An 11,677-nucleotide genomic window follows, 5' to 3' on the forward strand; every position below is an offset into this window, starting at 1 on the left:
CGGATTCCTTCCTGATCCGCCCGGTCCTCTCGAGGAATAAGAGAATGACCGTCGCAATCGCCGCGCGCCGGGCTGGTCTTCGTCTGCGGAACGGCCGCCGCCGCTCTCTTCGCCGTCATCTGCGTGCTGAACTTCTGGCAGGTGGGTGGGCGCTACGTGTTCGGCTCGTCGCTGAGATGGGCCGAGGAGGTGATGCGCTACGGCATGGTCTGGGTGATGATGCTGGGCGGCACCGCCGCAATCTACCACGGTGAGCACATGGCTGTGGATGCCGTCGTCGATGCGGTGCCCCGCCGATTTGCCCATCTGCTCCGGTCCTTGCTCTACGGCATCGGCGCCGTCTTCATTGGACTGCTGGTCTGGTATGGCTGGCCGGCCGCACTGGCCAATCTTCGCCAGAGTGCCGCGGCATCGGGTATCTCCATGATCTATCCCTACATGGCGCTGCCGGTCGGCGGGCTTCTGATGATACTGCAGATCGTCCTGTGCTTCTTCGCGGGCTTCGCGTCGACGGCGTATGAGGAGGAACCGCTTTGATCTGGGTCGCTCTCGCCTGCTTCGCCCTGGTCTTCATCGGGGTGCCGATTGCTTTCGCGCTCGGGCTCGGTGGGACGCTGGGCCTGCTGATTTTCGGCATCCCGCTGCCCGTCGTCATCACCCGCTTCTTCGGCGGCGTAGACTCCTTCGTATTCCTGGCGATGCCATTCTACATCCTCGCGGCCGAGATCATGAACCGTTCCGGCATCACCGACCGTCTGATCCGCCTGACGGCGCTCCTGACCGGCCGCTTGAGCGGCGGGACCGCCTACACCAATGTCGGCACTTCGATCCTCTTCGCCGGCATCTCGGGTGCGGCCATCGCCGATGCCAGCGCCCTCGGTCGGTTCTTTATGCAGGTCATGCCGAAGGAGGGCTACAGCCGCCCCTATTCGGCCGCGGTCACGGCTGCTTCCTCGATCATCGGACCGATCATTCCCCCCTCCGGCCTCGCCATCATCATGGCTGCGGTGACAGGGCTTTCGATCGTCGATCTCTTCGTTGCCGGGATCATCCCGGGGCTGATGCTCGGCGGGGCCTGCGTTCTGGTCATCTTCCTGAAGTCGCTTGGCGGTGGCCTTCCGAATTCGCGAATTACTGTGGAGCGCGGCCAGATTGTCCCGCTGCTGATTGAAGGCCTGCTCGTGGCGTCGCTTCCGGTCGTGATCGTCTGGGGCATGGTCACCGGCGCCTTTACCGCGACGGAGGGCGGCGGTATCGCGGTCTTCGTTGCCGCGATCCTTGGGCTCTTCATCCTGCGCACAATGCGTCTCGCCGATCTCTGGGACGCGCTGGTGGTCTCGGCGCGGATGACCGCGGCGATCTACCTGCTCGTCGCCTCCGCCGCCGTGCTGAGCTACGCGCTCAACCTGCTGGGGATCGGCGCGCTGGTCTCCTCCTTCGCGCCCTACTTCGAGGGCAGCCCGACGCTGTTCCTGTTCGGGATCATGCTTCTGATGCTGGTGCTCGGCATGTTCATCGACATCGGCGCGGCGCTTATCATCTTCGTGCCGCTGGTGATGCCCACCGTGATCGCGCTCGGGATCGACCCGATCCAGGCGGCGCTGGTGGTGATGCTCACCCTGGCGCTCGGCCTGATCACCCCGCCCTTCGGTGTCGTCCTCTTCATCCTGATGAAGATCGGCCAGGTGCGCATGGGCGCCCTGATCGCCGCCATCGCCCCCTTCGTCCTCGCCGAACTGGCCGTCATCGTCCTGCTGGTGCTGTTCCCGGCGCTGACGACCTGGCTCCCCAACCTCCTGAACTGACCGGACCCCCTGCATGAAGATCACCGCCATCCACCCCTACCCCGTCCGCATCGGCGTGCGGAACCAGCTCCTCGTCAAGGTCGAGACCGACGAGGGCATATACGGCTGGGGCGAATCCGGCCTGTCCTACCGCGAACTCGCCGTCGCGGGGGCGATCCGGCATTACGCGAACTTCCTCGTCGGGCGCGACCCGATGCAGTCCGGCGCGCTCTGGCAGGAAATGTATCGAAGCCAGTATTTCGAGGGCGGGCGCGTGCTGACGGCGGCGATCGCCGCGCTCGACATCGCCTTCCACGATATCCGCGGCAAGGCGCTCGGCGTGCCGGTGCACCAGCTGCTCGGCGGCAAGCACCGGTCCCGCGTCCCCGCCTTCGCTACCGTTCCTGCGACGAACGGCGACAAGGTGCTGGAAGATGCGCTCACGCTGCGCGATGCCGGCTGGACCTGCATCCGTCTCGTCGCCGCCGGGCAGGAGGAGCCCGAAATCTTCGAGCCTCGTGAGTCGATTGCGGAGACCGCCGAGTGGGCGATCCGCGTGCGCGAAGCCGTGGGGCATGGCACCGTCCTCGGCATGGAATACCACCACCGGCTCAGCGTCGCCGAGGCCGCGTCCTTTGCCCAGAAGCTGCCCTCCGGCACGCTCGACTTCCTTGAGGAGCCAATTCGCGACGAGGCGCCCGGCGCTTACGAGGCGCTGCGCCGCATGACGGAGATCCCCTTCGCGCTCGGCGAGGAGTTCTCGTCGAAGTGGACGTTCCAGCCCTATCTGGAGAAGGACCTGCTGCAATATGCGCGGCTCGACATCTGCAATGTCGGCGGCTTCACCGAGGCGATGAAGGTGGCCGGCCTTGCCGAGGCCCACTACGTCGACCTGATGCCCCACAATCCGCTCGGCCCCGTCTGCACCGCCGCCAGCGTCCATCTTGGCGCCGCGGTGCCGAACTTCTCATGGCTCGAATGCCGCGCCTCCCCCGTCGAGCAGCTTGGCTTCGAAAGCACCGAGCTTTGCCCGAAGAAGGTCGAGCTCGATGGCGCGGCCTATATCGTGCCCGACGCGCCCGGCCTCGGCGTCGAGGTGGACGAGGACTTCCTCAAGCGCGCGGAGTTCGAATTCATCGACCCGCCGATGCTGCGCCGCCGCGACGGGTCGATCACCAATTGGTAGGAAGGGGGGCAGCACGAGCGGCACCGGCTGGTACTGCCGCATGAGCTGGAGCGCTCCCGATCAAGCTCCAAACCGTTGGTCTTCAGCGTGTACGAATGCGGTGGACTTGTCTGTCGCGCAGCCCGCCGGATAGCCGGCATCGGTAGTCCCTGAACCTTGGAAAGGATCTCACGGTCTCTAAGCTACTCTCCGGGTCTCCTGGTCGAGTTGCGTGATCGTCGTGCCGCGCCGGAAGATCACGTCCGGCGGCCGTCCGCCGAGGGCCGCATGAGGCCGCCGGTGGTTGCAGAAGTCGAACCAGGTCCGCGGGCCCGCACGGGCTCCTGACCCGGTCTCCTAGGCGCACGGGTAGACGCATTCGTGTTCCGGGCTGCGCCACAGCCGCTCGATGAAGATGTTGTCCAGGAGCCGGCCCTTCCCGTCCATCGAGATGCGGATACCCGCCCTTCGCAGCGGGTCGGTTCGAGACAACGCTGAAGTCGCTTCGAACATAATGTCTGGAATTACTGGTCGGAGTGAGAGGATTCGAACCTCCGACCCCTGCCTCCCGAAGACAGTGCTCTACCAGGCTGAGCTACACTCCGACCGTGGGCGGTGCGATAGCCTCGACGGTGGCGCTTGGCAAGGGGTCATTTGTCTTCCGGGTGGCGGCCGCGCAGGCGCAGGAAGGTGCTGATGCGGAACGAGGTCGCGGTGTCGTGGCGGGAGCGGGTGCGCAGGACCGGACGGTTGGCCGAGGCGCCGCCGCGGCTTTCGCGCAGGACGATGTAGACGCCGCTGGCGATGATGATGCCGGCGCCGATGGCGGTGGGGCGGTCGATCACCTCGTTGAAGAACAGCAGACCGTAGGCGCTGGCCCAGAGGATCTGGGAGTACTGCATCGGCGCGACGATGGCGGCCTCGCCGGTGGAGTAGGCGGAGACGACCAGTCGTCCGCCGGTCCAGCCGAGCACCGACAGGACGGCGACGAGGCCGAGATGCTCGACAGGCATCGGCACGTAGACCCAGTAGAGCGCCGAGCCCATGACGAGGAAGTTCGCCACCATCGGGTAGAGCATCAGCACCACCGGCCGCTCCTCGCTGCCGATGCGGCGGACGATGATCGAGGTGGTGGCGTTGCTGATCGCCGCCACGAGCGCGGCGAGATGGCCGAGCGTCAGCTCGGTGGAGCCCGGGCGCAGCACGACGAGCACCCCGCAGAGGCCGACGATCACCGCCATCCAGCGCCGCACCCGCACCACCTCGCCGAGGATCGGGATCGACAGGATGGTGATGATGAGCGGCGAGGCGAAGATGATTGCGTAGACCTGCGCCAGGGGCAGCACGGAGAAGGCGTAGAAGGCGCAGAGCCCGGTGATGACCGCCGTCACCGTCCGCGCCCCGACCCAGTAGGGGTGGACCGGGCGCAGGGTGCTGGGCTTGGGGTCGCCCATCAGCGTGATCGTCGCCAGCGGAAAGCTCAGCAGCACCGAGAAGAACACGAGCTGCACGGGCGAGTAGTTGCCGCCGAGCACCTTCACGATCACGTCGTGCGAAGCGAATACGCCGAAGGCGAGGAGCGCGATCAGCGCGCCCTTGAGATTCGAGCTCATCTTGTCACCGGTCGCGCGAAGGCGCTGTTTCCCGCGCGACCCTCGGTCAGAGCGGCGGGAAGGTCAAACCCCCTCGCAGGGGGCCCGCCCCGGGAGGGGCAGGCCGGAGCGTGGCTCAGTCGGCCAGCGCGGCGACGATGGCGTCGCCCATGTCGGAGGTCGACACCGGCGCGCGGCCTTCCTCGCCCAGCAGGTCGGCGGTGCGCAGCCCGTCGGCGAGCACCTTCTCCACCGCAGCCTCGACCCGGTCGGCGGCCTCGCCCATGTCGAAGCTGTAGCGCAGCGCCATGGCGAAGGAGAGGATGCAGGCGATCGGATTGGCCTTGCCCTGGCCGGCGATGTCGGGAGCCGAGCCGTGCACCGGCTCATACATCGCCTTGGGCCGGCCGTTGGCCATCGGCAGGCCGAGCGAGGCCGAGGGCAGCATCCCCAGCGAGCCGGTGAGCATCGCGGCGAGGTCGGAGAGCAGGTCGCCGAACAGGTTGTCGGTGACGATCACGTCGAACTGCTTGGGCCAGCGGGTGAGCTGCATCGCGCCGGCGTCGGCGTACATGTGGCTCAGTTCGACATCGGGATATTCCTCGTCGCCGACCCGCTGCACCACCTCGCGCCAGAGGATGCCGGATTCCATCACGTTGGCCTTCTCCATCGAGCAGAGCTTGTTGCCGCGCTTGCGGGCCAGCTCGAAGGCGGAGCGGGCGACGCGCTCGATCTCGGATTCGGTGTAGCGCTGGGTGTTGATTCCGACGCGCTCGTTGTTCTCCGTGACGATGCCGCGCGGCTCGCCGAAATAGACCCCGGAGGTGAGCTCGCGCACGATCATGATGTCGAGCCCGGCGACCACGTCCTTCTTCAGCGACGAGAAGTCGGCGAGCGCGTCGAAGCACTGGGCCGGGCGCAGGTTGGCGAACAGGTCCATCTCCTTGCGCAGCCGCAGCAGGCCGCGCTCGGGCTTCACCGAGAAGTCGAGATCGTCGTACTTCGGCCCCCCGACGGCGCCGAGCAGGACAGCGTCGACCTCCTGCGCCTTCGCCATCGTGGCGTCGGTGAGCGGCGTGCCGTGGGCGTCGTAGGCGGCGCCACCGACGAGGTCTTCGCTGACGTCGAAGGGCGTCCCCTGGCTGCCGAACCAGTCGATGACCTTGCGCACTTCGGCCATGACTTCGGGACCGATGCCGTCGCCGGGAAGGATGAGCAGGGAGGGGTTGGCCATGATGGTCCTCACACGGGCTTGACTGAACGAGAGCGCGCTACCCCGCCGACCGGCGGTGGTCAAGGGAACGGACCGGCGCGCCGGCCGTTGCGCCTCGGTCCAAAGAAGGAGATCGCCATGCTCATGCCCGCCCGGAAGACGCCCCCCCTGTCGCTGCCGCTCGTCGGCGACGGCCAGTTCGACCTCGACCGCGACGGCGGCGCCGCCGGCACGCTCGTCGTGTTCTACCGCGGCCTGCACTGCCCGATCTGCAAGAAGCAGATGAGCGAGCTGGACGGCGCGCTCGAGCAGTTCGAGGAGCAGGGCGTGAAGGTGGTGATGGTCTCGGCCGACGATGCCGACAAGGCCGAGGAGACGAAGCGCACCACCGGCGCGAGCCGCATCGCCGTGGCGCATTCGCTGGATCTCGAGGCTGCGCGCGACGCGTGGGGGTTGTGGATCAGCGATGCGCGCGAAGGGTCCGAGGAGCCGGCGCTGTTCAACGAGCCGGGGGTGTTCTTCATCCTCCCCGACCGCACGCTCTATTCCGCGCACGTCCAGTCGATCCCCTTCGCGCGGCCGTCGGCCGAGGATCTGATCGGCATGGTCAAGTTCCGCGCCGAGAAGCAGTACCCGCCCCGCGGCGACCACGAGGGTCCGCTGCACAAGGCGGCCTGAGGCGGAGGGTGCGCATTGAAGGCGCACCTGACCCACTGACCCGCGCCGGGTGCGCATTGAAAGCGCACCCTACCCATGGGCCTGCGTAGGGTGCGCATTCATTGCGCACCCACCACGTTCAGAGGATGAAGTCCCCTTCGTCCATCCGCCCGACGCCGAACACCCGGAGCGCGAAGTCCGCTTCGCCGTCGCCGTTGACATCGGCGAAGACGCGGACGTGGCGACCGTGGTCCTCCAGCCAGACCGACGCCGCCGCCGGCCCCTTGCCGGACCAGTCGAGGGCCTGGTTGCCGCCGAGCGACGGGTCCGCGTCGATGCGGGAGAGATCGATCACGTCGGTGCCGCTCTCGAACCGGTAGATCCGGTCCGGCGCGTCGGCCTCGCTCTGCTTCTTGCCGCGGAAGAGGAAGGTGTCGCGGGCATCGTCGTGGCCGCCGTAGAGCTTGTCGGCCCCGCCTCCGCCCCAGATGTCGTCGGCCCCCTGGCCGCCGTAGACCCGGTCGTCGCCCCGTCCACCGCGGACGACGTCGTCGCCGCCGTTGCCGCGCACGGTATCGTCGCCGCTGCCGCCCTGTGCCTTGTCGTCGCCCTTGCCGCCGCGCAGGACGTCTGCGCCGGACATGCCGCTCATGCGGTCGTGGCCCGACTGGCCCCAGACTTCGTCGTCGCCGCGTCCGCCGGCGACGATGTCGTCGTCCCTGCCGCCGCGCAGCCGGTCGTCGCCCCCGCCGCCGAACATGCGGTCGTCGCCCCGGCTGCCGCTGATGTGATCGTCGCCGCCGCGGCCGTCGAGCATGTTGTGGGCTTCGTTGCCGCGGATGCGATCGCCCGCGCGGCCGCCGATGGCGTTCTCGATGACGACGCCGTTGGCGATGGTGACGCCGCCGATCACGCCCTTGACGTAGGAGACGTAGCCGCCCGCGTGACGACCGGTAAGGGGCGCGTCGTCGAGGTCGATGATGGCCGCCTCCTCGCCGCCCCGGTGCGAGATCTTGTCGATCCCGCCAGCGTCCCAGATGCAGGTGTAGCCGGTGCCGCGCTTGTTGTCGGCGGGCAGGGTGTAGACGTCGCGGCCGGTGGCGTGATCCATGTTGGCGCCGTAGATCTCCTGCGCGGCGGCGATGTCGAGCGCCATCGGCGTCGCCTGCCAGCCGTGCGTCTCCGACCACGCCTCGGGAAATTTCGTCGCCCAGCCGTCGTTGTAGGTCATCGTCGTCCAGATGCCCTGGTTGAGGTCGTGGCGCCCGTAATCGGCGAAGGGGGCGCTGACGCCGGGAAAGGTCGTCGCGTCTTCGGCGTAGCCGCCGTCGTGGGGGTGGGCGAGGCCGAGGCCGTGGCCGATCTCGTGCAGGACGGTGATGAAGCCGTATCCGCCGGGCTTCAGCCCCCGGTCGTCCCAGCCGAAGCCCTGCCAGTTGAACGCGCCGTAGAGCGGCTCGACCGCCTCGCCCGGCACCTCGTGCCAGCCGAGCGTGCTGCCCATCTGGCTCCCGTCGCCGATCCAGTACCAGATGTCGGCGCGCTCCGGATCGTCGACCTCCTCGAAGCGGATGTCGGCGACGGCTTCCCAGGCGGCGAAGGCGTCGCGCACGGCGTCCTTCTCGTGGTCGAACCAGCGGTAGCCGGGCCTGTCGGAGAAGTAGGCGTAGGGATCGCGGCCCGACTGGAACATGTAGGAGACGGTGACGGGACCGTCCTCCTCGTCGCTCCAGGCGCCGCCCCAGACGAGGCTGTCGATCAGCGGGTTCGTGCCGCCCGTCGGCCTGCCGTCGACGTTCGTCCCCTTCGCGGTGCCTGCCATGCGCGCCCTCCAGCAGGGTCGGCCACGCCGACCGACCCTGCGGAATCCCTAGCTCATTCCGGCCGGGCACGCACCACGGATGGTGGAAACAGTGCGTGATCAGTCGCCCGCGAGCGTCAGTCCTTCCACCAGCAGCGACGGGACCACCCGGCTGAGATGGGTGCGCGCGTCGTTGGCGGGGGTGAGGCGGCGCAGCATGTCGCGCAGGTTGCCCGCGATGGTGATCTCGTTGACGGGGTAGGCGATCTCGCCGTTCTCCACCCAGAAGCCGGAGGCGCCGCGGGAATAGTCGCCGTTGTTGGGATTGATCGTCGAACCGATCATCGAGGTGACGAGCAGCCCCGTCCCCATCTCGGCGAGCAGCGCCTCGCGGCTTCGGTCGCCCTGGGTCAGCGCGAGGTTCGACACCGACGGCGAGGGCGGCGAGGCAGGGCCGCGGCTGGCGTTGGCGGTGCTCTCGAGCCCGAGGCGGCGGGCGGTGGCGAGGTCGAGGGTCCAGCCGGTCAGCACCCCGTCCTCGACAAGCGCGCGCCGGGCGGTGGGCAGGCCCTCGGCGTCGAACAGGCGCGAGCCGGAGGTGCGGGGGCGGTGCGGGTCTTCGACCAGGCTCATGCCGGCCGGCAGCACCTGCTCGCCCAGCGCGTCGCGCAGCCAGCTCGTGCCGCGCGCGATCATCGTGCCGTTGATCGCCGAGACGAGGTGGCCGACGAGCGAGGCCGAGATGCGCTCGTCGAACAGCACCGGGAAGGCGCCCGTCTTCGTGCGCCGCGAGCCGCTGCGGGCGACGGCGCGCTCGCCGGCGAGGCGGCCGATCTCGTCGGGGTCGCGCAGGTCGGCCTGGAAGATGCGGCTGTCGTAGTCGTGGTCGCGCTCCATCTTCAGCCCTTCGCCGCTGATCGCGACACAGGAGATGGTGCGGTCGGAGCGCTGGTAGCCGCCGGAGAAGCCGTTGGTCGCCGACAGGTGGATGCGGCGGCGGCCATAGGCGGCGGAGGCGCCCTGCGCCTGGCTGACGCCGGCGACGGCGAGCGCGGCCGCCTCGGCGCGGCGGGCGTCGTCCTCGAGCGCCGCCGGATCGGGCTCGGGCGACGGGTCGTACATCTCGAGCCGGCCGGCGTCGCGGTCGGTGGCGAGCTGGGCGGGGTCGGCGAGGCCGATATGCGGGTCCTCGGGCGCTTCGCGGGCCATCGCCACGGCGCGCTCGGCCATCTCGCCGAGCACCCGGTCGGACGTGTCGGAGGCCGAGACGCAGGCCTGCCGCTGACCGATCAGCACGCGCAGGCCGATCTCGACCCCCTCGGAGCGCTGCGCCTCCTCGAGCCGCCCGCCGCGGACGTCGATCGAGACCGAGGTGCCGTCGACGGCGAGGGCGTCGGCCTGCTCGGCGCCGGCCTTGCGGGCGGCGTCGAGGATGCGGCCGGTGAGCGCGGCGAGGTCGGTGGTCATGGGCGTCCCTCTCAAGTGGTCAGCCCGGAGGTAGTCCCCGCCGCTCTCCGCTGCAAGCTCAGGGCATGCGCATGCCGTTCACGACAATGCCGCCGTCCTCGGTGAATTCGACGGTCGAGGTCACCACGTCGTTGCCCGCGGCCGTGGTGAACATGCCGAGCGCCATGCGCCCGCCCATCGCGTCTTCCTCGGTGATCAGGCCCATCGTGATGAGCCGGTCAATCAGCGTGTTGACGCCGCTCGCCTCCGCCGAGGCCGAGCCTTCGATGCGGGGCAGGCCGTCGAAGGTGTCGAAGTCGGTGAAATCGAAGGTGAAGGCGCCCGAGGAGGTCAGCGTCACTCCCGCGGCCGACGCATTGAGCGCGCCGATGATGACCTTGCCGAGCTCGAGCGGCATCTGCTCGGCATCGAGCATGGGCAGGATCTTCTCGTAGTCGAACACGTCGGCGAGCAGCCGCACCTCCGACGAGATCTCGAAGCGCATCGATGCCGGGTCGCGCGGCAGGATCGCCGCAGGATCGACCAGCCCCCAGAGCTGGTCGGCCACCGTCAGCCCGTCGAGCGCGATCTGCAGCCCCGCCTGCTGCGGCGTCTCCGTCGTCAGCAGCGGCAGCGCGAGCTGCAGGCTGATCTCGTCGAGCGATGCCTCGATGTCGAACGGCATCATGGGGGTGACGCTGTAGGTGATCGTGGTCCCCGTCGCGGCCCCGCCGAGCGCGAGACCGGCGGCGGAGAAGGAGAACGCCCCGGTGGTGCTCTCGCTGCGCGACGTGCTGTCCGTCTGCATGAACTCGGCTTCGCCGGTGGAACTGCTCTGGACCGCGCCGCGGCTCGTCGAGGTCGCGGTCAGCGACAGGCCGCGGCGCAGCTCGCCGCCCATGTCGAGCCAGTCGATCCCGTCGGTGGGCACGATCATCATCGCCGTGGAGGAGCCCGACTCGGAGCTGCCGGTGGTTTCGGAGATGTTCTCGCCGTTCGGTCCGGTGAGGGCGATGCGGTACGCGCTCGGGCCGGTGGTGCTGTCGGTCGAGATCGTGAGCATCCCGCCGGTCTGCGAGATGTTGCTGGTGCTCGAGATCGACTCGCCCGAGGCGGTCAGGGCGACCCAGCTCTCGTCGATCTCCTCGAGGTCCGGATCGCCGCGCAGGGCGAGGTCGGTCAACGCCATCTCGAAGCTGGCGAGGCTGCTTTCGACGACCATGCTGTCGGCGGTGCCGCTGAAGGTCGTCTCCTGCCCCGCCATCGTCATCGACAGCGTCGCGTCGCCCGAGAGCTGCTCGCCCGGCGGGCCGATCTTTGCGGTGAGCGCCATATCCATCGACTCGGGGTAGACCAGCCGCACCGTGCCGTCGCCCTGGTCGACGAGCTCCATGTCCGGGAGCGTGGCGGCGATCTGGCCGAAATCCTGCGGCAGCGGGATCGTCAGGGTGACGTCGCTCAGCTGCAGCGCGCTGCCGTTGCGCACGGAGCCGGCGCTGACCTCGATCCCGAACGACTCGGTGTAGGTCTCGTAGATCGCCCAGACCTCCTCGGGCGTGACGTCGGCGAGCGCACCGCCCGCGCAGAGCGCGGCGAGGGGCAGGGCGGTGATGGTGGCAGCGAAACGGGGCACGGGCGATATCCTCTTTCTTGAAATGGACGGGGCCGGGGTGGCGACCTGCTCGTTCCAGAACGCGAACCCAGCGAAGGCGGCCCGGTGATGCTCAAGGTCGCAAGCCTCTCCGCCGCCTCGCCCCGGCCGTTCGGCACCACGCTCAGGGAAGTCCGCTTCGAGGTGCGCGCCGGCGAGGGGCTCGGAAACGGCGGCGTCGAGGGCAACGGGTAGGACGAGGTGCTCGCCGCGCTCTCGGGCGAGCTGCGCACGAAGCCCGGCATGGTGCGCTTCAAGGGCGACGACATCGGCCGCCGCGGCCCCAACGAGCGGAGCGCGCGGGCGCTGCTGCCCGCTCCCGAGGAGCGGATGGGCCACGCCGCCGCGCCCGACATGAGCCTGACCGA

10 protein-coding genes, 1 tRNA gene and 1 pseudogene are annotated in these 11,677 nt (G+C 68.9%); 5 read left to right on the forward strand and 7 right to left on the reverse strand.

Translation table 11 applies throughout. The features are described 5' to 3' along the window. Positions 1-123: 123 nt before the first annotated feature. Genes OG2516_RS11715 through OG2516_RS11725 form a run of 3 tightly spaced genes read left to right on the forward strand, consistent with a single transcriptional unit; the run spans position 124 to position 2,970 of the window. Positions 124-537 carry a TRAP transporter small permease gene (locus tag OG2516_RS11715; protein WP_007255890.1) on the forward strand — a complete coding sequence of 138 codons (414 nt, stop codon included), beginning with the start codon at positions 124-126 and terminating at the stop codon, positions 535-537. Further along, positions 534-1,805 carry a TRAP transporter large permease gene (locus OG2516_RS11720; RefSeq protein ID WP_007255891.1) on the forward strand — a complete coding sequence of 424 codons (1,272 nt, stop codon included), beginning with the start codon at positions 534-536 and terminating at the stop codon, positions 1,803-1,805. The genes OG2516_RS11715 and OG2516_RS11720 overlap by 4 nt, the downstream gene beginning before the upstream one ends. Positions 1,806-1,818: 13 nt before the next feature. Continuing rightward, positions 1,819-2,970, forward strand: coding sequence for a mandelate racemase/muconate lactonizing enzyme family protein (locus OG2516_RS11725; RefSeq protein ID WP_007255892.1), 1,152 nt, complete (start codon positions 1,819-1,821; stop codon positions 2,968-2,970). A 177-nt stretch (positions 2,971-3,147) separates the two neighbouring features. Here the strand turns inward: OG2516_RS11725 and OG2516_RS20750 are convergent. The 4 genes and pseudogenes from OG2516_RS20750 to leuB all read right to left on the reverse strand — a co-directional run. Further along, positions 3,148-3,432, reverse strand: a pseudogene (locus tag OG2516_RS20750) (integrase core domain-containing protein); the annotation flags it as partial. 45 nt (positions 3,433-3,477) lie between these two features. Next, positions 3,478-3,554 (reverse strand) — tRNA-Pro (locus OG2516_RS11735). A gap of 45 nt (positions 3,555-3,599) precedes the next feature. Continuing rightward, a complete protein-coding gene (locus OG2516_RS11740; RefSeq protein WP_007255894.1) occupies positions 3,600-4,562 on the reverse strand; it encodes a DMT family transporter in 963 nt (320 codons plus the stop codon). Positions 4,563-4,677: 115 nt separating this feature from the next. Then, positions 4,678-5,775 (reverse strand): 3-isopropylmalate dehydrogenase, encoded by a 1,098-nt coding sequence (leuB, locus tag OG2516_RS11745; protein WP_007255895.1) that lies wholly within the window; start codon positions 5,773-5,775, stop codon positions 4,678-4,680. 117 nt (positions 5,776-5,892) lie between these two features. Between leuB and OG2516_RS11750 the strand changes: the two genes are divergently transcribed. After that, a complete protein-coding gene (locus tag OG2516_RS11750; RefSeq protein WP_007255896.1) occupies positions 5,893-6,432 on the forward strand; it encodes a redoxin domain-containing protein in 540 nt (179 codons plus the stop codon). A gap of 118 nt (positions 6,433-6,550) precedes the next feature. On the opposite strand, the gene OG2516_RS19015 is transcribed toward OG2516_RS11750, so the two are convergent. The 3 genes from OG2516_RS19015 to OG2516_RS11765 all read right to left on the reverse strand — a co-directional run bounded on the left by OG2516_RS19015 (position 6,551) and on the right by OG2516_RS11765 (position 11,291). Continuing rightward, positions 6,551-8,233: a M10 family metallopeptidase gene (locus OG2516_RS19015; protein ID WP_007255897.1), complete on the reverse strand. Its 1,683-nt coding sequence runs from the start codon at positions 8,231-8,233 to the stop codon at positions 6,551-6,553. 99 nt (positions 8,234-8,332) lie between these two features. Further along, positions 8,333-9,679: a TldD/PmbA family protein gene (locus OG2516_RS11760; RefSeq protein ID WP_007255898.1), complete on the reverse strand. Its 1,347-nt coding sequence runs from the start codon at positions 9,677-9,679 to the stop codon at positions 8,333-8,335. Positions 9,680-9,737: 58 nt separating this feature from the next. Beyond that, positions 9,738-11,291 (reverse strand): hypothetical protein, encoded by a 1,554-nt coding sequence (locus OG2516_RS11765; RefSeq protein ID WP_007255899.1) that lies wholly within the window; start codon positions 11,289-11,291, stop codon positions 9,738-9,740. Positions 11,292-11,378: 87 nt separating this feature from the next. Here OG2516_RS11765 and OG2516_RS20920 point away from each other — a divergent pair, with 87 nt between their 5' ends. Continuing rightward, on the forward strand, positions 11,379-11,504 hold the full coding sequence (locus OG2516_RS20920) for a hypothetical protein (RefSeq protein WP_007255900.1): 126 nt from the start codon (positions 11,379-11,381) through the stop codon (positions 11,502-11,504). Positions 11,505-11,677 lie beyond the last annotated feature (173 nt).

This window comes from Oceanicola granulosus HTCC2516 (assembly GCF_000153305.1).
Taxonomy (GTDB): Bacteria; Pseudomonadota; Alphaproteobacteria; order Rhodobacterales; family Rhodobacteraceae; genus Oceanicola; species Oceanicola granulosus.